The organism is Rhizobium sp. SVR5-9E (genome assembly GCF_056755095.1).
Window position 1 is genome coordinate 1 of the sequence record NZ_JBNDHS010000044.1, and the last position, 20,849, is coordinate 20,849.

General features: G+C 59.6%; 26 protein-coding genes. 17 read left to right on the forward strand and 9 right to left on the reverse strand.

All coding sequences use genetic code 11. The features are described from left to right. Positions 1 to 671: pyridoxal phosphate-dependent aminotransferase (locus tag ACPYOJ_RS19385; protein ID WP_481417702.1), on the reverse strand; the 671-nt coding region annotated here is incomplete at its 3' end. A gap of 354 nt (positions 672 to 1,025) precedes the next feature. Here ACPYOJ_RS19385 and ACPYOJ_RS19390 point away from each other — a divergent pair. The 6 genes from ACPYOJ_RS19390 (at position 1,026) to ACPYOJ_RS19415 (ending at position 5,650) form a co-directional block, all read left to right on the forward strand. Beyond that, the gene (locus ACPYOJ_RS19390) at positions 1,026 to 1,397 is read left to right on the forward strand and encodes a hypothetical protein (protein ID WP_481417703.1); all 372 of its coding nucleotides are present in this window, start codon (positions 1,026 to 1,028) and stop codon (positions 1,395 to 1,397) included. Continuing rightward, positions 1,397 to 2,170, forward strand: a complete 774-nt coding sequence (locus ACPYOJ_RS19395; protein WP_481417704.1) for a sortase domain-containing protein — start codon at positions 1,397 to 1,399, stop codon at positions 2,168 to 2,170. Before ACPYOJ_RS19390 ends, ACPYOJ_RS19395 begins: the two co-directional genes overlap by 1 nt. Positions 2,171 to 2,230: 60 nt before the next feature. Further along, the gene (locus ACPYOJ_RS19400) at positions 2,231 to 3,379 is read left to right on the forward strand and encodes a PQQ-dependent sugar dehydrogenase (protein ID WP_481417705.1); all 1,149 of its coding nucleotides are present in this window, start codon (positions 2,231 to 2,233) and stop codon (positions 3,377 to 3,379) included. A gap of 127 nt (positions 3,380 to 3,506) precedes the next feature. Then, complete coding sequence (locus tag ACPYOJ_RS19405) at positions 3,507 to 4,397, forward strand: DMT family transporter (protein ID WP_481417706.1); 891 nt, start codon at positions 3,507 to 3,509, stop codon at positions 4,395 to 4,397. Between the two features lie 481 nt (positions 4,398 to 4,878). Next, entirely contained in the window at positions 4,879 to 5,094 is a 216-nt protein-coding gene (locus ACPYOJ_RS19410) for a cold-shock protein (RefSeq protein ID WP_018897410.1), read from the forward strand. A gap of 139 nt (positions 5,095 to 5,233) precedes the next feature. After that, positions 5,234 to 5,650: a BA14K family protein gene (locus tag ACPYOJ_RS19415; protein WP_481417707.1), complete on the forward strand. Its 417-nt coding sequence runs from the start codon at positions 5,234 to 5,236 to the stop codon at positions 5,648 to 5,650. A gap of 108 nt (positions 5,651 to 5,758) precedes the next feature. On the opposite strand, the gene ACPYOJ_RS19420 is transcribed toward ACPYOJ_RS19415, so the two are convergent. Continuing rightward, entirely contained in the window at positions 5,759 to 6,403 is a 645-nt protein-coding gene (locus ACPYOJ_RS19420; protein ID WP_481417708.1) for an MBL fold metallo-hydrolase, read from the reverse strand. 274 nt (positions 6,404 to 6,677) lie between these two features. Between ACPYOJ_RS19420 and ACPYOJ_RS19425 the strand changes: the two genes are divergently transcribed. After that, on the forward strand, positions 6,678 to 7,295 hold the full coding sequence (locus tag ACPYOJ_RS19425; protein WP_481417709.1) for a DUF1236 domain-containing protein: 618 nt from the start codon (positions 6,678 to 6,680) through the stop codon (positions 7,293 to 7,295). A 72-nt stretch (positions 7,296 to 7,367) separates the two neighbouring features. On the opposite strand, the gene ACPYOJ_RS19430 is transcribed toward ACPYOJ_RS19425, so the two are convergent. After that, positions 7,368 to 8,261: a branched-chain amino acid aminotransferase gene (locus ACPYOJ_RS19430; RefSeq protein ID WP_481417710.1), complete on the reverse strand. Its 894-nt coding sequence runs from the start codon at positions 8,259 to 8,261 to the stop codon at positions 7,368 to 7,370. 294 nt (positions 8,262 to 8,555) lie between these two features. On the opposite strand from ACPYOJ_RS19430, the gene ACPYOJ_RS19435 reads away from it, so the two are divergent. From ACPYOJ_RS19435 to ACPYOJ_RS19450, 4 genes are read left to right on the forward strand one after another with little or no spacing between them, the layout of a single operon-like run. Beyond that, positions 8,556 to 8,999, forward strand: coding sequence for a MarR family winged helix-turn-helix transcriptional regulator (locus ACPYOJ_RS19435; RefSeq protein ID WP_481417746.1), 444 nt, complete (start codon positions 8,556 to 8,558; stop codon positions 8,997 to 8,999). Further along, the gene (locus tag ACPYOJ_RS19440) at positions 9,000 to 9,698 is read left to right on the forward strand and encodes a response regulator (protein WP_168830513.1); all 699 of its coding nucleotides are present in this window, start codon (positions 9,000 to 9,002) and stop codon (positions 9,696 to 9,698) included. A 28-nt stretch (positions 9,699 to 9,726) separates the two neighbouring features. After that, a complete protein-coding gene (locus ACPYOJ_RS19445) occupies positions 9,727 to 11,106 on the forward strand; it encodes an ATP-binding protein (protein WP_481417711.1) in 1,380 nt (459 codons plus the stop codon). Positions 11,107 to 11,113: 7 nt separating this feature from the next. Then, on the forward strand, positions 11,114 to 11,695 hold the full coding sequence (locus ACPYOJ_RS19450; protein ID WP_481417712.1) for a DUF1349 domain-containing protein: 582 nt from the start codon (positions 11,114 to 11,116) through the stop codon (positions 11,693 to 11,695). Positions 11,696 to 11,700: 5 nt separating this feature from the next. Here the strand turns inward: ACPYOJ_RS19450 and ACPYOJ_RS19455 are convergent, their stop codons facing one another. From ACPYOJ_RS19455 to ACPYOJ_RS19480, 6 genes are all read right to left on the reverse strand, one after another. Next, the gene (locus ACPYOJ_RS19455; RefSeq protein ID WP_481417713.1) at positions 11,701 to 11,976 is read right to left on the reverse strand and encodes a CopG family antitoxin; all 276 of its coding nucleotides are present in this window, start codon (positions 11,974 to 11,976) and stop codon (positions 11,701 to 11,703) included. Beyond that, positions 11,966 to 12,262 (reverse strand): DUF4258 domain-containing protein, encoded by a 297-nt coding sequence (locus tag ACPYOJ_RS19460; protein WP_481417714.1) that lies wholly within the window; start codon positions 12,260 to 12,262, stop codon positions 11,966 to 11,968. The genes ACPYOJ_RS19455 and ACPYOJ_RS19460 overlap by 11 nt, the downstream gene beginning before the upstream one ends. A gap of 51 nt (positions 12,263 to 12,313) precedes the next feature. Then, a complete protein-coding gene (locus ACPYOJ_RS19465) occupies positions 12,314 to 12,655 on the reverse strand; it encodes a tRNA-binding protein (RefSeq protein WP_481417715.1) in 342 nt (113 codons plus the stop codon). A 9-nt stretch (positions 12,656 to 12,664) separates the two neighbouring features. Beyond that, positions 12,665 to 13,483 carry a pyrroline-5-carboxylate reductase gene (gene proC / locus ACPYOJ_RS19470; RefSeq protein ID WP_481417716.1) on the reverse strand — a complete coding sequence of 273 codons (819 nt, stop codon included), beginning with the start codon at positions 13,481 to 13,483 and terminating at the stop codon, positions 12,665 to 12,667. Position 13,484: 1 nt separating this feature from the next. Next, a complete protein-coding gene (locus tag ACPYOJ_RS19475; RefSeq protein ID WP_481417717.1) occupies positions 13,485 to 13,985 on the reverse strand; it encodes a type III secretion system chaperone family protein in 501 nt (166 codons plus the stop codon). A gap of 386 nt (positions 13,986 to 14,371) precedes the next feature. Continuing rightward, positions 14,372 to 14,632: an accessory factor UbiK family protein gene (locus ACPYOJ_RS19480; RefSeq protein WP_481417718.1), complete on the reverse strand. Its 261-nt coding sequence runs from the start codon at positions 14,630 to 14,632 to the stop codon at positions 14,372 to 14,374. A gap of 193 nt (positions 14,633 to 14,825) precedes the next feature. On the opposite strand from ACPYOJ_RS19480, the gene lgt reads away from it, so the two are divergent. The 6 genes from lgt to ACPYOJ_RS19510 all read left to right on the forward strand — a co-directional run bounded on the left by lgt (position 14,826) and on the right by ACPYOJ_RS19510 (position 20,805). After that, a complete protein-coding gene (gene lgt / locus ACPYOJ_RS19485) occupies positions 14,826 to 15,674 on the forward strand; it encodes a prolipoprotein diacylglyceryl transferase (protein WP_481417719.1) in 849 nt (282 codons plus the stop codon). 20 nt (positions 15,675 to 15,694) lie between these two features. After that, positions 15,695 to 16,795 carry a class I SAM-dependent methyltransferase gene (locus ACPYOJ_RS19490; protein ID WP_481417720.1) on the forward strand — a complete coding sequence of 367 codons (1,101 nt, stop codon included), beginning with the start codon at positions 15,695 to 15,697 and terminating at the stop codon, positions 16,793 to 16,795. 100 nt (positions 16,796 to 16,895) lie between these two features. Further along, positions 16,896 to 17,690, forward strand: coding sequence for a peptidoglycan editing factor PgeF (gene pgeF / locus ACPYOJ_RS19495; protein WP_481417721.1), 795 nt, complete (start codon positions 16,896 to 16,898; stop codon positions 17,688 to 17,690). A 4-nt stretch (positions 17,691 to 17,694) separates the two neighbouring features. Continuing rightward, a complete protein-coding gene (locus ACPYOJ_RS19500; RefSeq protein ID WP_481417722.1) occupies positions 17,695 to 18,846 on the forward strand; it encodes a M24 family metallopeptidase in 1,152 nt (383 codons plus the stop codon). A gap of 99 nt (positions 18,847 to 18,945) precedes the next feature. After that, complete coding sequence (locus tag ACPYOJ_RS19505; RefSeq protein ID WP_481417723.1) at positions 18,946 to 19,767, forward strand: hypothetical protein; 822 nt, start codon at positions 18,946 to 18,948, stop codon at positions 19,765 to 19,767. 105 nt (positions 19,768 to 19,872) lie between these two features. Beyond that, on the forward strand, positions 19,873 to 20,805 hold the full coding sequence (locus ACPYOJ_RS19510; protein ID WP_168830501.1) for a ribose-phosphate pyrophosphokinase: 933 nt from the start codon (positions 19,873 to 19,875) through the stop codon (positions 20,803 to 20,805). The last annotated feature ends 44 nt before the right edge of the window (positions 20,806 to 20,849 follow it).

The following is a 20,849-nucleotide window of genomic DNA, read 5'->3' on the forward strand; positions in this document are numbered from 1 at the left end:
TCGACCTCCACCGGTGTCGCGAACTTGAAGTCACCATAGGTCAGGTGCTCGTACATATCGTCGGTCAGCACCCAGACATGCGGATGCTTGACGAGCACGTCGGTCAGCGCCTTCAGCTCGTCGTGCGTATAGGCAGCGCCCGACGGGTTGGATGGCGAGTTGAACATGAACCACTTGGTCTTCGGCGTGATCGCCTTTTCGAGGTCGGCCGGCTGGAGCTTGAAGTTGTTCTCCTGCGTCGTCGCAACGAAAACCGGCGTGCCGCCACAAAGGGCGACGATCTCAGGATAGGATACCCAGTAAGGCGTCGGGATAACCACTTCGTCGCCGGCATTCAGCGTCGCCATGAAGGCGTTGAAGAGAATGTGCTTGCCGCCGGTGCCGACAATCGTCTGCTCCCAGGTATAGTCGAGATTGTTCTCACGCTTGAACTTCGCGGCGATCGCCTTGCGCAGTTCCGGGATGCCGGAGATCGGCGTGTACTTGGTTTCGCCGCGGCGAATCGCGTCGATCGCCGCTTCCTTGATATTGTCGGGCGTGTCGAAATCCGGTTCGCCGGCGCCGAGCCCGATGACATCGCGCCCTTTGGCTTTCAGCTCGCGCGCTTTCTGAGCGACGGCGATGGTGGCTGAAGGCTTCACACGGGAAAGAGCATCGGCAAGAAAGGCCATGATAGCGGTCCTATACGGTTGAAAGGGGCAGAAGGCCGGGACAGGATTTCTGCGCTAAGCTCTATGTCCAATGAATGAGGGCATTTCAAGCGCAAAGGCGTAATGGGGCCAATGATTCTTATTGATCAATTGACGCATCCTGCAGCCATCGCTTGCTCCATCTTGCACTTGACTTGAACCAAGCTCTCAGGACATCCGTATTTACTGCTTTGGAATCATGGCCTTCGCCCGTTTCATCTCTGCCCTGAATAAGCCGCAACAAATGACGGGGCGTGCCGCAATTTGGTCGCGAGCCCGCCGGGATCGAAGCCTCATCTTCGGCCATTCGAAAATCGGTTTATTGAGAGTATGCCAATGTTTATGGGCGATGAGTTGGCGACGGCGCGGCTTCGCGACGCTCGCATTTCAATTTCTTTCCTGATTGCGATCACGAGCTTTGCCGCCCTGGTGGTCATCATTGTCGGACTGCTTTCCACGGCCCGGGCTGCCGAGGAGACACCGCAACCGCAGACGATCGAGCAGCTAACGAATTCCAGCGCCGCGCCAGTAGCCGCCCCGCTGGTCAGCAGCAGCGCCGCTCCAGCGACGCGGCCGCACATGGCGAAAGAAGCCGACGAGCAGATCATGAGCGGCCTGACAATGCTGCTACTTGCGCTGACGGGTGCAAGCGCACTTGCGATATGGCGCAGACGGGTCAAGGGTCTAGTGACAGCGAGGGCAAGGTAATGCCGCCAAGGCCTCGCGGCGAAAGCCGGAATGAAGAAGGCGACGAGTTCGAACCGCTGCCGACCTACCTGGAATTGGCCATGGCAATGGCTGCGGCGACGGCCTACGACACGCCGGAACCACCCCGGAAAGGTTCCTTTTTCGCAACACTTTCGACAGTCGAGAGAATGATTGCCGTCGGGATCGCCGGGCTTGCCTTTTGTGGCATCGCGCTCGTGGCCAACGGTTTCTACATCAAGGGAAAGGCAGAACTCTCGCAAATGCTGTTGCAGCGCGCCTTTACTGCCGAGCTGCACGGCGAGAATGCGAAGCCATGGCCCTGGGCGGACTTCACTACCGTCGCGGAAGTCAGATCGCCGCGCCTCGGCGAGAAGACGATCGTGCTATCAGGCGCTTCCGGAGAGGCTTCCGCCTTCGGCCCTGCCTGGCTCGGTGACACGCCACAGCTTGGCGAGGAAGGCACCTCCGTGATCGCCGGCTCGAGCGGCACGCATTTGCGCTGGCTGAAGAATGTGAAGCCCGGCGACGACATCGTGATCACCCGCCGTGACGGCACGATGCTGACCTTCAAGGCCGATGAAAGCCGGAAAGTGCGATGCGATGAAATCGCCACGGATGCCACACCCGGTGACCGGCGTCTGCTGCTGACCACGTGCCCGCCTTCCGCTACGGCAGAGTCGGTGCGCTATGCCGTTGAGGCGGAACTGGTGGACACCACATCAACCGGTAGCACTCCACCGCAAAACACAAAGCCGTTATCCGCGCCTCAATAAGGTTGAAGCACCCTCCCGTTGCTCCACGTTGAAAACGAATGGAAGCGAGGGGGAACTGACATGACTATCTCCAGGACATTGGCGGCATCGCTGATCAGCGGCGCTGCTTTCCTCCCACCCGCCTTCGCCTCGGCGGCGGACAGGGTCGAGACCAAGGAGTTTGCAGTCAGCGTCGAAAATCTCGCGGAGGGCCTCGAGCATCCCTGGGCTGTCGAAGTCATGCCGGACGGCGCCTATCTGGTGACGGAGCGGCCCCGGCATATGCGGATCGTCAAGGACGGCAAGCTTTCGCAGCCGATCGCCGGCGTGCCGAAGGTCAGCGCCCGCGGCCAGGGCGGCTTGCTGGACGTGGCCCTTGCTCCGGACTTCGCGACGAGCCGTACACTCTATTTCACGGCGTCGATCGGCGATCAAAGCGGCACGGGCACCGCAGCGTTCAGCGCCACGCTTGCCGCCGACGGCATGAAGCTTGAGAACGTGAAGCGTATTTTCACGATGGCGCAGCTAACCAACAGCGGCATGCATTATGGTTCACGCATCGCGATCGCCCCGGACGGCAGCCTCTTCATCAGCGTCGGCGATCGTGGCAGTCGCGATCGCTCACAGAACTGGAAGGACAATGCAGGTTCGATCGTGCATCTCAATCCAGATGGCAGTATCCCTGCAGATAACCCGTTCAGGACGGATGGAAAGGCGCTCCCGGCAATCTGGACGAAAGGCCACCGCAACCCGCAGGGCATCACGTTCGACAAGGCCTCAGGCAAGCTCTACACCGTCGAGCACGGCGCCCGCGGCGGCGATGAGATCAACCTGATCGAGCCGGGCAAGAACTATGGATGGCCGATCATCACCTATGGCCGTGACTATTCCGGCGCCGAGATCGGTGAAGGCACGGCCAAGGAAGGACTGGAGCAGCCGTTGCATTATTGGGATCCGTCCATTGCGCCCGGCGCCATCGCCGTCTATCGCGGCAAGATGTTTCCCGAATGGGATGGCGACTTTCTGGTCGCTGCCCTTAAATTTCAGTTGCTGTCCCGGATGCAGCGCGATGAGGGAGATGCCATCGCCACGGAAGAACGGATGTTTGAAAATGTCTACGGGCGCATCCGGGATATTGTCGTCGCGCCTGATGGTGCACTGTTGATGGTGACGGACGAGGACGACGGTGCGCTGCTGCGCGTCTCGCGCGCCGACGGCCAGGACGGCTAGCTGCCGCGCAAACAGCCGCTGTTGATTTCGTCGACATCCGAAACCGCCCTCCTTCGCCCTTGCCGTAGGGAAGTTCAGCTGATAACCGTCCACCGATACACCCTGCCCCACATCATCAAGGACTGACATGACGCGCCTCCAGGCGAACCTCCTTCTGTTGCTCGCTGCCGCCATCTGGGGCGGTGGCTTCGTCGCGCAATCGACGGCGATGAAGGCGATCGGCCCGTTCTGGTTCATCGGTTTGCGCTTTGCGGTCGCAACGGTCGCTATCTTGCCCTTCGTGCTCCTTGAAGCGCGCAAGGCCAGGATCAAGACGACAAGCCGTCATATGGGCCTCTATATTCTGATCGGACTAGCGCTTTTCGGCGGCGCCTCGACCCAGCAGATCGGCCTACAGACGACGACCGTGACAAATTCCAGCTTCATCACAGGGCTCTATGTCGTCTTCGTGCCGCTGATCGCGGTTGCCTTCCTGCGCCGCCCTCCCCACTGGATCATCTGGCCGGCGGCTGCCATGGCAGTGACCGGGATTTACATGCTTTCCGGCGGGCATCTTTCGGCACTCACACGGGGCGACGGCCTCACGGTCGTCTGCGCCGCCTTCTGGGCGATCCAGATAACGCTGGCTGGGACCACGGTTTCGCAGACGGGACGGCCGCTCGCACTTTCGGTGATGCAATTCGCAGTGACCGCGATCTGCGCGCTCGTCGTGGCGGTAATGGTCGAGCCGATCAGCATGGAAGCGATCATGGCCGCCGCGCCCGAAATTCTCTATGTCGGCATCTTCTCTTCCGGCGTCGCTTTCGTATTGCAGGTGATCGGCCAGCGCTACACGACACCATCGCAGGCGGCGATATTCCTGTCCTCCGAGGCTCTCTTCGGCTCAGCCCTCGGCGCGCTGCTTCTCGGAGAAACAATGCCTCCGCTCGGCTATGCAGGTTGTGCGCTGATGTTTACCGCTATGCTGGCAGTGGAAGTCGTGCCGGAACTTGGCAAGCGGCGCAGCGAGCCCGCCTGAAGCTCTTCCCACTCGCGGACTCGCGAGCAAATTGAAAAAAAATTCCATACTCTCGATAACGCGCTGTCGTTGTACGTTTGGGAAAATGTGCTCACAATTTGTATCGCAGGCAATTTAAAACGGTGATCGCGCCTACACCCGGAGCGAAATTTTGCGTTTTGGCGCAAATAGGATAGCCGGGCGAAGTGTGTTTCCAGCAACAGGTTAAAAAACTTTTGCTTGCCAATTCCTTTTAATCGCAGCAATCTCACGGTGTTCGGGCATTTTGCGAGCGTGGGAAGTCCTTAAGAATGTGCGCGCCGGAGACGCTAATATTCCGGTCAGCCAGTCTCGCCAAGGTGGGGAATAATCCCGTCATGAGACAGGTCGAGGTAGAGGGGACCTTTTTCTCGAAAGTCAAGAATTGCCTGCCGACGTTCCGCAAGGAACATAGTTGATGCTGCCCGTGTGGATGGCGGGCAGAGAGAAAAGGACCTGACGCATGGCCGAGACTGGCACTGTTAAATTCTTCAATACGGACAAGGGATTCGGCTTCATCAAGCCGGATAAGGGCGGCGCCGACATCTTTGTTCACATTTCCGCCGTTCAGGCTTCCGGCCTCGCCGGCCTGACGGAAAACCAGAAGGTTAGCTTCGACACGGAGCCGGATCGCCGGGGCAAGGGCCCCAAAGCCGTCAATCTGCAGATTGACGGCTGACCCTCTTCAAGGCTGTCATTCGAGTTGAGGCCCGGCAGCAATGCCGGGTTTTGTCATTCAGCCTTCGTTCAGATGGCCGTCCCTATTTTGTCACCATCATTTGGCAGGAACCTCATCGGCTCCAACAGTAGGATATGACATGAACAGGCTCGCCAAGACACTTCTTTTGACGGCTACTGCCGCGGCCCTCACCTTCTCCGCGATCGGCGAAGCATCGGCCGGTGACCACTGGCACCACCACAACAATGGCAACGCAGCGCTCGTCGGCGGCGCCGTCGGCCTCGCAACCGGTTTGGTCGTCGGCTCGGCGATCGCCAGCCAGCCTCGCTATTATTACGATGAGCCGCGCTACATCGACCCGCCCTATGAGCCGGAATACGAAGCTGCTCCGGTCTATCGTGCGCCGCCGCGTTACTACGCTCCGGTTCGCGCGGGCCTCGAACCCTGGACCCCGCAATGGGCGCGCTACTGCTCTTACCGTTACCGCAGCTTCGACCCGAGCAGCGGCACCTTTATCGGCAATGACGGTCGCGAACACTTCTGCACTGCAGGCTGATTCCGCATCCTTTGAAAGGGTAAAGCGCCGCTCATCGAGCGGCGCTTTTGTTTTGTCCAAATGTCGAGATCAGAAGCTGGTCGAAATGCGGGCTTGGCGCCAATCGCGTCAGATACCACGCAAGAACGGGTTGCTCCGCCTCTCGTCGCCAATGCGGCTGCCAGGCCCATGTCCGCAGATGAAGCCTACGTCATCGCCGAGCGGCAGAACCTTGTCGCGAATTGAATCGAGAAGTTGCTGGTGATTGCCCCCCGGCAGATCAGTGCGGCCAATCGAACCGTTGAAGAGCACATCGCCGAGATGGGCGAAGTTCTGGGCGCGGTTGAAATAGATGACGTGGCCGGGCGCGTGGCCCGGCGTGTGATAAACCTCGAACTCGTGGGAGCCGAAGGAGATCCGGTCTCCGTCCTGTAACCAACGGTCCGGCACGACATTCTGGAGCCCGGCAATCCCGTATGTCTGCGCCTGCGTCTCGATCCGCTCGAGCAGCGGCAGGTCGTCCTGGTGAGGCCCAACGATATCGACGCCGAGCGCCTCCTTCAGCTCTTTTGCACCTCCGGCATGATCGAGATGCCCGTGCGTCAGCCAGATCTCCTTGATGACCAACCCGTTTTCCTCAAGCACCTTGAGAATGACCGGCACATCGCCGCCCGGATCGACAACAACCCCCTCCTTGGTGTCGGGGTCGAAAAGCACCGTGCAGTTCTGCTGGAAGGGAGTAACCGGAATGATACCGGCCTGGAGCATGCCCATGATATGCCTCGTTTGGTCTCTGCCTGCCTCGATATAGCGAGAAAGACCATCAAAGCCAGCCGCTTTTATGTTTCCCTCACGCTATGACGACATGCGGTAACAACAGTTCATCGCGGTTCAGGCACGCAACTGAGCCTGGGGTGACCGGTATTTTCGCTGTGAGTTCAATGCCTTCTTGGTTTTGGCTGAATCCTTCTTTCAACTCGCGGCTCCAAGCCTTGGAACCACGCGAGAGACGGTGCGTTGTCCGCTCAGCAATGGAAGGAGAAACCGAATGACCTTCACGAGAAACCTTTTCCTGGCAGGCGCCGTGCTCGTCGCGAGTGCGGGCTTGGCCCATGCGGAAATGACCGCGACGGCCGTCAGCGACCTCAATGTGCGTTCCGGACCTGGCCCGCAATATCCTTCTGTCGGCGTCGCAACGCGAGGATCGCCCGCGATCCTCGATGGCTGCATTCAGGGCAGCCGCTGGTGCCGTGTCGATGTAAACGGCATGCGCGGTTGGGTTTACGCCGAATATCTGCAGGTCGAGCACCAAGGCCGCCCCATGATCGTCGAGCAGAACCAGACTGTCCTCGGCGTCCCGGCCGTCACGTATGAGTCGACTGCAACCGTGATCCCTGCTGACCCGCAACCCGCACCGGGCGACGAACTGCTCGGTCCCGTTGGCGCCGTCGAAACGATAACGCCGCCGGACACCGTCCGCACCTACATTCAAACCGCACCCGGGCAGGCCGTCCGGCTGGGCGGCGATGTCGTCGTCGGTGCCGAGGTCCCGGCCAGCGTGACCTTCCAGGAAATTCCGGACTATCAGTACCGCTACGTGCGCATCAATGACCGTCCGGTTCTGGTCGATCCGGGCACCCGGCGTATTGTCTATGTCTATGATTGAGACAGAGGGTTGGCCTGAAACGAAACAAAAAAGGCGGCTCGCATGCCGCCTTTTGCCATTTCTGTGGAAAACTTATTCGGCAGCGCTCGCAGCCGCCGGGTACACTTCCTTCATGTAGTCGTTCATCAATGTCTCTGTGATGGTCGAAGGCGTGAATTTATGGGGCCCGATTTCTGATACCGGTGTGACTTCCGCGGCAGACCCCGTCAGGAAGCATTCGGTGAAGTTCGAGAGCTCTTCCGGCTGTATCGCCCGCTCGATGACCTGGTAACCGCGGCGCTTGGCGAGTTCGATCACCGTCTGGCGCGTGATGCCGTTGAGGAAGCAATCCGGCGTAGGCGTATGAACGACACCATCCTTGACGAAGAAGATGTTGGCACCCGTCGCTTCGGCGACCTGACCGCGATAGTCGAGCATCATCGCATCCGCGTAGCCCTTGGCCTCGGCGGCGTGTTTCGAGATGGTGCAGATCATGTAGAGACCCGCCGCCTTCGATGCAGCTGGCGCTGTCCTCGGGTCAGGGCGGCGGTATTCCGCGATGTCGAGGCGGATGCCCTTGAGCTTTTCCGCCGGATTGAAATAGCTGCCCCACTGCCAGATCGCTATCGCGACATTGATGCGGGTCGCTTGAGCCGAAACGCCCATCATTTCACTGCCGCGCCATGCAATCGGCCGCACATAAGCCTCGGAAAAACCCTGGCGCTTCAGCAGTTCGATCGTTGCCGCATCGAGTTCCTCGACCGAATAAGGCACCTTGAAGCCGAGGATTCCAGCGGACTTGTGAAGGCGCTGATTATGCTCGGTCAGCTTGAAGACGCGGCCGCCATAGGCGCGCTCACCTTCGAAGACCGCGCTGGCATAATGCAGACCGTGGGTCAGCACATGGATCTTCGCGTCTTTCCACGGCACGAACTCGCCGTTGAACCAGATTTCGCCCTCCAGCTGATCGAAAGGAACTGAAGCCATTGTCTTATCCTCCGGCGCTCGCACGCCATGCCTGTTGATTGTTGTCCCCAATACGTTTTATCCACAGACGCAGTGGGGATAATATACGTTGTAGGGGAGAAAAGACGGGCTCGAAACGATTGTTCCGTTCCGTCTCCAAAGTCCGCGAAAGCTACCAGCGGCGAAAATTTATGTCAACAAAGCTGCCATATCTTTGCAAAAGCTTCCAGGACGGCGCCCGGCGAGAAAGGAAATAACGTGGCGGTAAGACAAACCAGCTCGAGAGCAGGCAAAATTGAACCTTTAGCCGAACCGATGAAAAACACCGGCATCATCGACTTCGAAATCATCGAGCTTTTCTTTTTCGCCTATCGCGATTTCGTCTCCGATCCGGATGCAATCCTCGCAAAGAGCGGCTTTGGCCGTGCCCATCACAGGGTGGTGCATTTCGTTAACCGTGAGCCGGGCATGACCGTTGCCGATCTTTTGGATACGTTGAAGATTACCAAGCAGAGTCTCGCAAGAGTGCTCAAACAACTAATCGATTCGGGGTATATTCGTCAGGTGGCGGGGCCAGAAGACCGGCGCCAACGCAAGCTCTATCCGACAAAGACAGGGCGCGAACTGGCGCTCGCTCTGGCGGAGCCGCAATCGCGCCGTATTGAGAGGGCATTCGACGGTGCCTCTCCCGAAGCGCGCGAGGGCGTAAGGGCATTCCTGAGGGGTATGCGCGATAGAAATGCGGGAAAAGGGGATTGAATGGCGGGAAAAGCAATCATTTCGGATGATGCGGCGCATCTGCTTGTGGTCGACGACGACACCCGCATCCGCGCCCTTTTGAATCGCTACCTGACGGAGAACGGTTTTAGGGTGACAGTGGCTGCGGACGGCGCGGAGGCGCAGCGCAAGCTGGCAGGGCTCGACTTCGATCTCATCATCATGGACGTGATGATGCCCGGCGAGTCCGGCATCGAGGTGACGCGCGGCCTTCGCTCCATCAAGAACGTCCCGATCATCATGCTGACGGCGCTGGCTGAATCCGATAACCGGATTGCCGGTCTTGAAGCAGGCGCCGACGATTATCTCTCCAAGCCTTTCGATCCGCGCGAACTGGTGCTGCGCGTCAACAATATCCTGCGCCGGAATGCTTCGGACGCGCCGAAGATCGAGCAGGTCATGTTCGGACCCTACACGTTCTCGCTCACCCGCAGGGAACTGAAGAAGGCAACGGAGGTGATCCGGCTTACGGATCGTGAGCAGGAAATCATGCTGCTCTTTGCCAAGCGCGCCGGCGACACCATCCCGCGACACGAACTCATAGGGGGCGACGTCGAAGTCGGCGAGCGCACCATCGACGTGCAGATCAATCGACTGCGGCGCAAGATCGAGGACGATCCTGCAAATCCTGTCTGGCTTCAGACAGTTCGTGGTATAGGATATAGATTGAGTATCGATTGATAGCCGCAATGTCAGGATCACGACTGTAATGGTGACTTTCGATTCACTGCGCCGCGAAGACCGTTGGCCAGTCTCCGGATGGAAGTCGTTCGCTCGTTGGCTGCGCCGCCGCGTACTGCCTACTGGCATCTACACCCGCTCGCTGCTGATCATCATCATACCCATGGTGCTGCTGCAATCGGTCGTGGCCGCGGTATTCATGGAACGTCACTGGCAAATGGTGACGCAGCGGCTGTCGAGCGCCGTCACGCGCGACATCGCAGCCATCATACAGATCATCGAAACTTATCCGCAGGACGCGGATTACAGCCAAATCACGCGCATCGCCGATAACGAGTTGAACTTGCAGATCTCGATCGAGCCCGACGGAGATCTGCCGCCGCCGCGGCAAAAGCCGTTTTTCTCGATCCTCGACGGTATTCTGAGCGATGAAATCAGCGACCAGATCAAGCGGCCCTTCTGGATCGATACGGTGGGGGACTCGAGCCTCGTTGAAATCCGGATAAAGCTGGACAACAAGATTCTGCGCGTACTGACCAAACGCAATCAGACCTATGCATCCAATACTCATATTTTCATCGTCTGGATGGTCGGCGCATCGCTCGTGCTCATTGGCGTATCGATCCTCTTCCTGCGCGGTCAGATCCGCCCGATCCAGATGCTAGCGCGTGCCGCCGAAAGCTTCGGCAAAGGGCAGAAACTCGACGATTTTCATCCACGCGGCGCCGATGAGGTCAGGCGTGCGGGGCTCGCCTTTATTTTGATGCGCGAGCGGATCGAGCGGCAGATCGAACAGCGAACCGCGATGTTGACCGGCGTCAGCCACGACCTGCGAACGGTCCTCACGCGCTTCAAGCTGCAACTGGCCCTCGCCGGCAGCAATCCGGAACTCCAGGGCCTGAGCGACGACGTCAACGACATGCAGTCAATGCTCGAAGCCTACATGGCCTTCGCGCGCAGCGAAATCGAAGAGGACGTCGGAGAGCTGAGGCTCACCGAACTGCTGGGAAAAATCGAGGCGGACTTCGCATTGCATGAAAAGAAGTTCAGTTATTCGATCGAAGGCGACGACGAAATTCTGGTCCGGCCGAACGCTTTCACACGACTGGTCACCAATCTCGCATCCAATGCCCGCCGGTACGCGAATACACTCAGGATCGAGGCGAAGCATAGTGCCAAATGGCTGACTCTGAACTTTGACGACGACGGCCCGGGGATTCCCGAGAAGAACCGCGAAGATGTCTTTAAGCCCTTCTTCCGCCTGGACGAGGCACGGAATCTGGATGATTCAGGCACCGGCCTCGGCCTTGCAATCGCGCGCGATATCGCCCGCAGCCACGGCGGCAACGTCATACTCGGCGATAGCCCGTTCGGTGGTCTCCGGGCAACCATCCGTCTACCAGCGTGAGGTCCGAATGGCGATCGACCTTGCCTCGATGACCTGGCTCAATCCTCCGCCCTCCGCCGAGCTTCGCGACGGCGCACTGCACGTGCGATCCAGCGACAGGACCGATTTCTGGCAGGGGACCTACTACGGCTTCCACCGCGACGACGGCCATTTTCTGTACCGGCGGCGCAAAGGCGATTTTACTGCGGAAGTGACATTCTCAGGCGCCTACCGGGAGCTCTACGATCAGGCAGGGCTAATGATCCGTGCGGATTCCACACGCTGGATGAAATGCGGGATCGAATATACGGACGGCGCAAAGCACTTCAGCACGGTCGTCACCAATGGCAACTCCGATTGGTCGGCCTTTCGCATCGAGCAAGAATTCGAGCGGCTCTCGCTTCGCGCGACGCGCAACAAGGACGCCCTCTTCATTCAATATCGGACCGACCAGGTGAGCGAATGGCGCATGGCGCGTCTCGCCTGGTTCGATCCATCTATCGAGGAGGTCATGGTCGGCCCGGCATTCTGCTCACCGCAACGCGCGGGCTTTGAAGCCGTTTTCCATGAGTTCACGCTGACCGATCCGGTCTCGCGCGACATTCACTGATCACATCAGCTCGTCACATATTTATGGATGAGCGAGTTGATGAGCGTCTGGTAGGGAATCCCTTCCTGCATCGCACGGGATTTGAGGCGAGCGAGATCGGAGCGGGAAATACGTAACGAGATTTTCTCGCGCTCGTCGTTCATCGTCGCCCGTGCCATCGCTTCGATTTCCTTCCGCCGCTGGGGTGTCAGAAGGTTTTCAGGTTTTTCGGTCAACGATTCGAGGCTTTCGATGAGATCGGCCTCTTCCTCGTCCAGTGGCTCAACATTCTTATGTTTCATCGGCGTCGTCCGTCAGATACATGCGCGTCAAAGTTCGGCTCGGATAAACTGTCTTTAAGAAGATAGTATCGTCATCGTGCCGAACATAGGGAACAGCGTAGACATATCCCTCGTTCAAGACGACCAAAATGCGTTGATTGGGATATTTAACGCTGTTTGGGTGTCTGATATCCGCCAGCAGGCCGCCATTTTCGATAGCCGCTACGATATCTTCAAAACATATATTCCTGCTGGAATCAGCCTTGAGCTGATTATTCTTCTCAACGCTCCAGACAGCTTTCAGCATAACCATATTGTATGGACAGAGTATGGCATGTCAATTGAGGCAACCCACTGATCACATCAGCTTCCTGCCGTTCGGCACCGGCTTATCCGCTGCAGCAAGAACGATTGCATCCGCCTCGTCCTCAAAGCCCAGCGTTAGGACTTCCGAACGGAATGGCCCGATCTGACGTGGAGGAAAATTCACGACGCCGAGAACCTGGCGGCCGACGAGGCTCTCAACAGCATAATGCACGGTGATCTGCGCCGAGGATTTCTTGACGCCGATCTCCGGCCCGAAATCGATCAGCAGCTTGATTGCCGGTTTGCGCGCCTCCGGAAAGGCGCTGGCCTCGATAATGGTGCCGACGCGAATATCCACGCGCTCGAAATCGGCAAAGGTGATTTCTTCAGCCATAGCGACGTCTCAGCCCGCGAGCTCTTCAGCCCGCTTGCGGGCTGCGGCGATCGCCTTGTCGAACAGCGGCTGCATGCCCTCCTCCGCCATCAGGATGGAAAGGGCCGCGGCAGTCGTGCCGCCGGGCGACGTGACATTCTGGCGAAGTCTCGAAGCCTCATCGGGGGACTGGTGCAGAAGTTCACCAGCCCCCGCGACAGTTTCCCGTGCAAGGCGCATGGCGAGGTCCGCCGGCAGGCCAAGTTTACGGCCCGCTTCTGCCATACACTCGACGAGATAGAACACATAGGCCGGACCGCTACCGGACAATGCCGTCACGGCATCGATATCCGACTCGGCCTGAACCCACTCAACAGGACCCGATACGCTGAGAAGAGAATGGACGCGCTCACGTTGCTCGGCGCTGACGCGCGGATTGGCGAAGGCGCCGGTTATGCCGCGGCCGACCATGGCCGGCGTATTCGGCATGGCGCGAACCATGGCGGCGTTGCCGAGATGCTTTTCCAGGAAAGACAGCGTCTTGCCCGCAGCCACCGAAACGATGACCGTACCGGGGCCGACGGCGCTCTTCACCGGCGGCAGGACCGTTTCCATGACCTGCGGCTTGACCGCAAGGAAGATGACACCGGCCTTGAGATCGGCTGGAGCCGCTTCGACATGTTTCGCGCCTGCGTCGCTGATCGTCTTCTTCATCGCTGGAGACGGACCAGGATCGACGACGACAACGGAGGAGCCCGGAACACCGCTCTTCAGCCAGCCGGAGAGCATCGCGCCCCCCATATTGCCGGCGCCGACGAGAACGACTGTATCCGAAGAAGATGCTGACATTTTATGCTTCACCGGCCGTTTCGAAAAGGACCGCTTCCATGGCCTTGGCGGCATCCAAGCCGGACCAGATGACAAACTGAAACGCCTGATAGTAGGCCTCGCAGGTATCGAGCGCGCTCGAAAGCAAGACTTCCACCTGACGGTTCGTGGGTTCAGCGCCGCCTGCCAGGAGCAGCGACTGCCGGAAGATTATCACATCTTCCTGCCGCCACAGATCAAAATGTCCCATCAGGACCTGGCCGTTGATCGCCGCCAGAAGCTTGGTGACTTCGTTGACGCGTGCTTCGGGAACCTTGATGTCGAAAGCGCAACCGAGATGCAGCGCTTCGAATTCCTCCATCCAGGAGAAGGAAACGTGGTAGTCGGTCCACTTTCCCTCGACCGTCATAGCGATCTCGTCCTCGCCCGACCGCTCAAACGACCAGTCATTGTTGGAGGCGACGTACTCGATCATGTCGACCGGGTTCGACTGACGTTCGATTTCCAATTCCATAAGGCTCATGCAGCACCTTCTTGACCGGACGAATGCGACTGAACTTGGATTCACCAAAGCAAAGATACGCAAATACCGGAACCACCACTCGGATGATCGTTGAACCGCTGCCAGACCTCACGCAGTGAACCTGCCCGGAGCTTACCAATGTCCGTTTCGAATCATCATTTAAAATCAGTGTATAATGCACCCGCTGAGGTACCAGCCCCCGAGCGCCGATTTTCGGAAAGGCACTGTGGAAAGCTGTTCGGAATTTGATTCAGAAGGAGGTTATAAACGACTCTGCGAATTGGGTTTTTTGGCAGTGTCCACAGGTGGAAAACATCACCTGATTATTTTATCGAAGGAGCGGCGTGCCGCTGATGCGCCACACCGCACTTGTGCCGGAACGGGAACTATTTGGCCTTTGCAGCAAGCTGTGCTTCGAGCGCGGCAACGCGGGCTTGAAGTGCTTCGGCTTCGTCGCGGGCCTTGATCGCCATTTCGCGGACGGCTTCAAATTCCTCGCGCTTGACCACATCCATGCCGTTCAACCAGCGCTCTGCCTGCGCGTTGAAGGCCGTCTCGATCTCCTTGCGCACACCCTGGGCGGCGCCTGCTGCGTCCGTCATCAGCTTGGCGAATTCGTCCATGATGCGATTTGTGCCGGTCGTCATGGTAGTTTCTCTCCTTCGCATGACATGATTTCTTGGCCCTCAGGCTCATGAGAATGAGGTAGGGCTTCAACGCTTGGCTTGCAAGCGCTTTGCTCTGGATAAGCAGCCCCCAGCCATTCGGCTGCCTCACAATCGACTTGACCGCCTCGTAACGCAAAGCCATGTTCCGCGCACATCAACGGGTGGGAAAGCTTTGCCGACAGCAGCCAATCTTCTTGCGATCATGCCGTTTCCGAATATTGATCCGATCGCCTTTTCGATCGGTCCGCTGGCGATTCATTGGTATGGCCTCGCCTATGTCACGGGCATCATGCTCGGATGGCTCTATGCGCGCCGGATCGCCGCCAACGATGCGCTCTGGCCGGAAAACACCTCGCCGATGACCAAGGCTCAGCTCGATGACTTCATCGTCTGGGCAGCCCTCGGCATCGTGCTCGGCGGCCGCATCGGCTATATCCTGTTCTACGATCTGCCCTTCGTCATCGAGGATCCGATCCGCGCGATCGAGATCTGGAACGGCGGCATGTCCTTCCACGGCGGCATCATCGGTACGACAATCGCCATGATCCTGTTTGCGCGCAAGAACGGCATTCCTTTGTGGAGCCTTTTCGACATCGTCGCCGCAGTGGTGCCGATCGGCCTGTTCTTCGGCCGCATTGCAAACTTCGTCAACGGCGAGCTCTGGGGGCGGCTCACGGACGTGCCCTGGGCGGTCGTTTTCCCCACCGGCGGACCTTTTGCACGCCACCCTAGCCAGCTCTATGAAGCGGGCCTCGAAGGCATCGTGCTTCTCCTCCTGCTTGCCCTTCTCGTCTTTGGCTTCCGTGCGCTGAAATCGCCGGGCTTCGTTACGGGTGTGTTCGTATGTGGCTATGCGCTGTCACGCATCTTCGTTGAGTTCTTCCGCGAGCCGGATGCGCAGCTTGGCTATCTGCTCGGCACGAACTGGCTGACCATGGGCATGGTACTCTCCTCGCCGATGATCCTGCTCGGAATCTGGGCGATGGCCCGGTCCCGCAGCCAGACAGCGCCCCAGCATTGAGCTGTCAGGACGGTACGACCATGACGACCGCACTCGGAGAAAAGATAAAGGCGATCATTCAGGCGAACGGGCCGATCAGCGTTACGGACTATTTCTCGCTCTGCCTGGCCGATCCGGAATACGGCTATTACCGGACCCGCGAACCCTTTGGCCGATCCGGCGATTTCGTCACAGCGCCCGAAGTCAGCCAGCTCTTCGGCGAGATGGTCGGTGTTTTCATCGTGCACGCCTGGCAGCGGCACGGCACGCCGGCAGGCGTACGCCTGGTTGAAATCGGACCGGGCCGCGGAACTATGATGGCGGACATGCTGCGCGTCATCGCACGCCTCGCCCCGCCCCTCTTCGAGAACATGACCGTTCATCTCGTCGAAACGAGCGAGCGGCTGCGCGACATCCAGAGCCAGACGCTTGATGCCCATGAAGGCAAGATCAGCTGGCATTCGGACTTCGAGGAGGTGCCGCCGGGCTTCACGCTGCTGGCGGCGAACGAGTTGTTCGACGCCATTCCGATTCGCCAATTCGTGAAGACGCCGAACGGATTTCGGGAGCGCATGGTCGGCCTCGATGCCGATGGCGAACTGGCATTCGCTGCCGGTGTTGCCGGCATCGACCCGGTGCTGCTGCCAGACCCGCATCAAACAGTTCTCAACGGCACGCTCTTCGAGATTTCGCCTGCCCGCCAGGCCGTCATGATCACGATCTGCGATCGCCTGAAGGCTTTCGGCGGCACGGCGCTCGCGATCGATTACGGCCATCTCGTCACCGGCTTCGGCGACACGCTGCAGGCGGTGCGCATGCACGAATTCGATCCGCCTCTCGCCCATCCCGGGGAAGCGGATCTGACGAGCCATGTGGATTTCGCAGATCTTGCGAAAACCGCCGCTGCCGCCGGCCTCCATCTCAATGGCGCGCTGCACCAGGGCGATTTCCTGACAGGGCTCGGCATTGTCGAGCGGGCCGCGGCTCTCGGGCGGAACCGCGAACCGCGCACGCAAGAGATCATCCAGAGCGCGGTGGACCGCCTGGCCGGCGCCGGCGAAGGCCGGATGGGCGAGCTTTTCAAGGCGATGGCCGTATCCTATCCCGCCGTCGATCTGATGCCGTTCCGTCCGGTGGATTGACAGAGCGCGCCGCCCTGCGCCAACATCCGGCGCAATCAACAATGCTTCGCCGGGCGATCCGGCGGACAATGACCCCATTCGAAACACCCCGGAATCGCTGATGCAAAATGCGGCCTCTCCCGCACCGATCGAAAGCGCGCTGCTGAAGCAGGCAGCGGGCGACGCAATCCTTCATGGCTATTTCACCCGCGAGGGCGGCCTCTCCGATGGTCTTTACCGCGGCCTGAACGTCGGCCTTGGCTCGAACGACGATCGCGAAAAGGTGATGGAAAACCGCCGACGCGTCGCCGCCTGGTTCGGCCAGCCGCTGGAAAAGCTCGCCACCGTGCACCAGATCCACTCGCCGGATGCCGTCATCGTCGACGGCAGCTACAACGGTGCCCGCCCGGAAGCCGATGCGCTGGTGACGGCGACGCCCGGTCTTGTGCTCGGAGTGCTCGCCGCAGATTGCGGCCCGATCCTGTTCGCCGACCCGGAAAGCCGGGTGATCGGTGCCGCCCACGCCGGATGGAAGGGCGCGCTGACGGGCGTTCTGGAGAACACAATCGCGGCAATGGAAAACCTTGGAGCGAAGCGCGAAACCATCGTTGCCTGCCTCGGCCCCTCGATCAGCCAGGCGAGCTATGAGGTCGGCCCGGAATTTGTCGACCGCTTCGTCACACACGATTTGTCTTACGAGCGGTATTTTATTCCGTCGGAGAAACCCGGCCATTCAATGTTCGACCTTCAGGCGCTGACAGTCGACCGGCTGCGCAAAGCCGGCGTCCGCGCCGAAAGCCTCGGAATTTGCACTTATCCGGACAGCGAGCGCTTTTTCTCTTACCGGCGTACAACACATAATAAAGAGCCGGATTACGGCCGCCAGATTTCAGCGATCAGCATTAGGGAGATTTGACCGAATGGCACTGCATTTCGAAAGGACCGAATTCGCAAGCCGCCTCGCCCGCCTGACTGACCAGATGCGCGCCGAAAAACTCGACGCCGTCCTGCTGTTTGCCCAGGAAAGCATGTACTGGCTGACGGGCTACGACACGTTCGGCTATTGTTTCTTTCAGACGCTGATCGTCAAGGCCGACGGCACGATGTCGCTGCTCACCCGCTCGGCGGATCTCCGGCAGGCCAAGCACACCTCGATCATCGACGACATCCATGTCTGGGTCGACCGCGTCAATGCCGACCCGACGCTCGACCTCAGGAACCTGCTCGCCGACATGGACCTGCTCGGCGCCCGCATCGGCGTCGAATACGATACCCATGGCATGACGGGTCGCATCGCACGCCTGCTCGATGCCCAGCTTTCAACCTTCGGTCAGATCGTCGATGCTTCCTACCTCGTCAGCCGCCTGCGCCTGGTGAAAAGCCCCACCGAAGTAGTCTATGTGGAGCGTGCCGCGGCACTTGCCGATGACGCATTGGACGCTGCGATACGGCTGACCAAGCCCGGTGCCGACGAAGCTGATATCCTTGCCGCCATGCAAGGCGCGGTCTTTTCCGGTGGCGGCGATTACCCCGCCAACGAATTCATCATCGGCTCCGGCGTCGACGCGCTGCTTTGCCGCTACAAGGCCGGCCGCCGCAAGCTCGATGCAAACGACCAGCTCACGCTGGAATGGGCGGGCACCTACGCCCACTACCATGTCGCCATGATGCGCACGATCGTGATCGGCGAGCCGACACACCGCCACCGCGAACTCTACAATGCCTGCCTCGAAACCATCCAGGCGATCGAGACGGTACTGAAGCCCGGCCATACCTTCGGCGATGTCTTCGACATGCATGCGAAGATCATGGACGAGCGGGGCCTTGCCCGGCATCGCCTGAACGCCTGCGGCTATTCGCTCGGCGCCCGCTTCTCGCCATCGTGGATGGAGCACCAGATGTTCCATGTCGGCAATCCGCAGGAAATCGAACCAAACATGTCGCTCTTCGTGCACATGATCATCGCCGATTCCGATACCGGAACGGCCATGACGCTTGGCCAGACTTACCTGACGACACCGGCTGCGCCGCGTGCCCTTTCCCGCCATTCACTCGACTTCATCGGCGCGTAACGGACAATCACCGGCAAGAATCCGGAATTGACAGTCGGCGGTCCCCGCCTTCATAAATCGGGCGGGGCTGATGCGAATGAGGGAAGGACGACGACAGCAATGAGGGACGCTCACACTGCGCCGATGCTCCTTGCCTGCATGGCCCTGCTTTCCGCTTGCAATACCACCGATGCCCTGACGCCGCAGGTCGATATCGGTGACTCCTCGCTTGGCCGCCGCTCCTCGCCGGTAACCCAGGACGAGGTCGAACGCATGGCGGGGTCCGAGCCGAAGCAGGCCTTTGCCGAAGAATCGCGGCAGCCAGCCTATCACTCCGGCTACAATCAAACGTACAGAGCGGGCTCCGGCGCACCTCCAACAACGATGCAGGAACAGGCCGACGCTCTTGCCCAACGCGGGGCGTCACCCTCGGCCTCGGCGCCGATCGAATCCGAGGCACTTGCCGAGCCGGTTTCAAATGCACAGGCCGAAGAGGAGGACATGGGCGACCTCGCCCCTGCCCGCCAGCCGCAGCAGGTCGCCTCCATCGACCGCACTGCATCGTCTTCGATCCGCGGCAACACCGTTCGCTTCCTGCCGATTATCGGCGCTCCTGTTCAGGCGGTGACGCCGCTTTCCCGCCAGCTCGGCGCTGAGGCGCGATCGCACGGCCTCTCCATCAGGAGTTCGAACGACACGAGCAGTGACTACATCCTCAAGGGCTATCTTTCGGCCTTCGCCGACGAAGGCAACGTGACGGTCGTTTACGTGTGGGATATTCTCGATGGCAGCGGCGCCCGCCTGCACCGTATCCAGGGACAGGAAAAGGTGCCCTCCGCGACACAAGATCCTTGGGCCGGCGTTCCCGCTTCCGTCATGCAGCAGATCGGCACGAAGACAATCGCGGAATTCAATTCCTGGCGGCAGACGAGCGGCGGTTAGCAACAGGCTTTTTACAAATATCAAGGCCTGTGACGCCTTTGCCCTTGCATTCACAAGCAAGCTGGCTAAAAAGCGCGGCTATCAGCGGACAACAGGCGGGCCAAAATGAAGGTTTTCGCAGGCAATTCGAACCGGCATCTCGCCGAAGCGATCTGCAACTATCTCAATGTGCCCTTGGGCAAGGCCAGCGTCAGAAGATTTGCCGATCAGGAAATCTTCGTGGAAATCCAGGAGAACGTCCGCGGCGAGGACGTCTTCGTCGTCCAGTCGACCTCCTTCCCGACGAACGATCACCTGATGGAACTGCTCATCATGATCGATGCGATGCGCCGCTCCTCGGCGCGCCGCATTACGGCGGTAATCCCCTACTTCGGCTACGCGCGGCAGGATCGCCGCGCCTCGGGCCGCACCCCGATCTCCGCCAAGCTGGTCGCAAACCTCATCACCGAGGCCGGTGCGGACCGCGTACTGACGCTCGACCTGCATGCGGGTCAGATCCAGGGCTTCTTCGATATCCCGACCGACAACCTTTACGCTATCCCGGTGCTGACGCGCGATATCAAGGCGAATTACGATATCAGCAACGTCATGGTCGTCTCGCCGGACGTGGGCGGCGTCGTGCGCGCCCGCGCGCTCGCCAAGCGCCTGGACTGTCTGCTGGCGATCGTGGACAAGCGCCGCGACCGTCCGGGTGAATCCGAAGTCATGAACATCATCGGCGAGGTGGAAGGCAAGGACTGTCTGCTGATCGACGACATCGTCGATTCGGGCGGCACGCTTTGCAACGCGGCGCAAGCGCTTCTCGCCCAGGGTGCGGCAAGCGTCACGGCCTACATCACTCATGGCGTCCTTTCCGGCGGCGCGGTCACGCGCATCACATCATCGATGTTGCGGGAACTGGTGATCACCGACTCCATCCAGCCGACGACGGCTGTCCAGTCGGCACACAACATTCGCGTCATCTCGACCGCGCACCTGATCGGCGAAGCCATCAACCGCACGAGCCAGGAAGAATCCGTCTCCAGTCTCTTCGACTGAGGGTTCTCTTCCGATCGCTTCCAAAGCGGTGAAGTTGCATTTAC

Coding starts and splice junctions, on each gene's coding strand:
- ACPYOJ_RS19390 (WP_481417703.1), top strand. CDS start 1,026: ATGTTTATGGGCGATGAGTTGGCGACGGCGCGGCTTCGCGACGCTCGC.
- ACPYOJ_RS19395 (WP_481417704.1), top strand. CDS start 1,397: ATGCCGCCAAGGCCTCGCGGCGAAAGCCGGAATGAAGAAGGCGACGAG.
- ACPYOJ_RS19400 (WP_481417705.1), top strand. CDS start 2,231: ATGACTATCTCCAGGACATTGGCGGCATCGCTGATCAGCGGCGCTGCT.
- ACPYOJ_RS19405 (WP_481417706.1), top strand. CDS start 3,507: ATGACGCGCCTCCAGGCGAACCTCCTTCTGTTGCTCGCTGCCGCCATC.
- ACPYOJ_RS19410 (WP_018897410.1), top strand. CDS start 4,879: ATGGCCGAGACTGGCACTGTTAAATTCTTCAATACGGACAAGGGATTC.
- ACPYOJ_RS19415 (WP_481417707.1), top strand. CDS start 5,234: ATGAACAGGCTCGCCAAGACACTTCTTTTGACGGCTACTGCCGCGGCC.
- ACPYOJ_RS19420 (WP_481417708.1), bottom strand. CDS start 6,403: ATGGGCATGCTCCAGGCCGGTATCATTCCGGTTACTCCCTTCCAGCAG.
- ACPYOJ_RS19425 (WP_481417709.1), top strand. CDS start 6,678: ATGACCTTCACGAGAAACCTTTTCCTGGCAGGCGCCGTGCTCGTCGCG.
- ACPYOJ_RS19430 (WP_481417710.1), bottom strand. CDS start 8,261: ATGGCTTCAGTTCCTTTCGATCAGCTGGAGGGCGAAATCTGGTTCAAC.
- ACPYOJ_RS19435 (WP_481417746.1), top strand. CDS start 8,556: ATGAAAAACACCGGCATCATCGACTTCGAAATCATCGAGCTTTTCTTT.
- ACPYOJ_RS19440 (WP_168830513.1), top strand. CDS start 9,000: ATGGCGGGAAAAGCAATCATTTCGGATGATGCGGCGCATCTGCTTGTG.
- ACPYOJ_RS19445 (WP_481417711.1), top strand. CDS start 9,727: ATGGTGACTTTCGATTCACTGCGCCGCGAAGACCGTTGGCCAGTCTCC.
- ACPYOJ_RS19450 (WP_481417712.1), top strand. CDS start 11,114: ATGGCGATCGACCTTGCCTCGATGACCTGGCTCAATCCTCCGCCCTCC.
- ACPYOJ_RS19455 (WP_481417713.1), bottom strand. CDS start 11,976: ATGAAACATAAGAATGTTGAGCCACTGGACGAGGAAGAGGCCGATCTC.
- ACPYOJ_RS19460 (WP_481417714.1), bottom strand. CDS start 12,262: ATGCTGAAAGCTGTCTGGAGCGTTGAGAAGAATAATCAGCTCAAGGCT.
- ACPYOJ_RS19465 (WP_481417715.1), bottom strand. CDS start 12,655: ATGGCTGAAGAAATCACCTTTGCCGATTTCGAGCGCGTGGATATTCGC.
- proC (WP_481417716.1), bottom strand. CDS start 13,483: ATGTCAGCATCTTCTTCGGATACAGTCGTTCTCGTCGGCGCCGGCAAT.
- ACPYOJ_RS19475 (WP_481417717.1), bottom strand. CDS start 13,985: ATGAGCCTTATGGAATTGGAAATCGAACGTCAGTCGAACCCGGTCGAC.
- ACPYOJ_RS19480 (WP_481417718.1), bottom strand. CDS start 14,632: ATGACGACCGGCACAAATCGCATCATGGACGAATTCGCCAAGCTGATG.
- ACPYOJ_RS19490 (WP_481417720.1), top strand. CDS start 15,695: ATGACGACCGCACTCGGAGAAAAGATAAAGGCGATCATTCAGGCGAAC.
- pgeF (WP_481417721.1), top strand. CDS start 16,896: ATGCAAAATGCGGCCTCTCCCGCACCGATCGAAAGCGCGCTGCTGAAG.
- ACPYOJ_RS19500 (WP_481417722.1), top strand. CDS start 17,695: ATGGCACTGCATTTCGAAAGGACCGAATTCGCAAGCCGCCTCGCCCGC.
- ACPYOJ_RS19505 (WP_481417723.1), top strand. CDS start 18,946: ATGAGGGACGCTCACACTGCGCCGATGCTCCTTGCCTGCATGGCCCTG.
- ACPYOJ_RS19510 (WP_168830501.1), top strand. CDS start 19,873: ATGAAGGTTTTCGCAGGCAATTCGAACCGGCATCTCGCCGAAGCGATC.